Source organism: Leisingera sp. MMG026, assembly GCF_021654205.1.
In the GTDB taxonomy this organism is placed as follows: Bacteria; Pseudomonadota; Alphaproteobacteria; order Rhodobacterales; family Rhodobacteraceae; genus Leisingera.
Genome location: NZ_JAKFZM010000134.1, coordinates 1 through 868, shown reverse-complemented (window position 1 = coordinate 868; position 868 = coordinate 1). Strand labels below are relative to the sequence as shown.

1 protein-coding gene is annotated in these 868 nt (G+C 63.1%); it reads right to left on the bottom strand.

Going from position 1 to position 868, the window contains the following annotated elements; translation table 11 throughout:
* Nucleotides 1-62: 62 nt before the first annotated feature.
* On the bottom strand, nt 63-868 hold an 806-nt coding region (locus L1069_RS23810; RefSeq protein ID WP_237457293.1), incomplete at its 5' end, for an IS110 family transposase.

Here is an 868-nt window from a genome sequence, read left to right as displayed (position 1 = left end):
CGCATCATCGACTGCCATTGCCAATTCGGGTTTGGGCTGCATGCCTTTCAGGCGGGCAACCCCTATGGCCGGCAGGTGTCTCCTCTCTTCAGGATCGCCCAGGCGATGCGGGCGAGCTTGTTGGCTAACGCGACAGAGACAAGCCGGAATGGCTTTTTCTCCAGCAGGCTGTTGACCCGATCAGTCATCGGTGACGGTGTCCTCTTCGCATGGCGCATCACGGCAGTCGCGCCGACCACCAGCAATCTTCGTAGATATCGGCCGCCCTGCTTCGGGATGCCGCCGAGCCGGGTTTTGCCGCCGGTCGAGCGCTGCTGAGGTGTGGGACCGAGCCAGGCAGCGAACTGCCGGCCCGAGCGGAACTGACCGGGGTCCGTTACAGTGGCAGCAATGGCGGTTGCGGTGATCACGCCGACGCCGACGCCGGGGATGGCCGCGAGCCTGCGGCTGGCTTCGTTTTCGGCATGCCAGCCCCGCAGTTCCCGGTCGAGCATGCTGATCTCTTCGGTCAGTTCGGCAAGTCGCCGGATCAGGATTTCAAAGGCTCGGCGGGCATAAGACGGAAGGTCGTTACCGGCGAATGCCCGGTCAGCCAGTTTCACAAGATTGGCGATGCCAGGATTGGCGGCAAGGCCGAATTCGGCCAGATGGGCGCGCAGTGCATTTGCAGCCATCGTGCGCTGACGAACCAGCAGTGAGCGGGTCCGGTGCGCCACGAGAATACCCTGCTGCTCGACCGCTTTCACCGGCACGAAGCGCATGGTTGGACGCTGAACCGCTTCGCAGATCGCTTCCGCATCCAGTGCGTCACCCTTACCGCGCTTGACGTACCCTTTCACAAACGAAGGCGGCATCAGTCGGGCTTCGT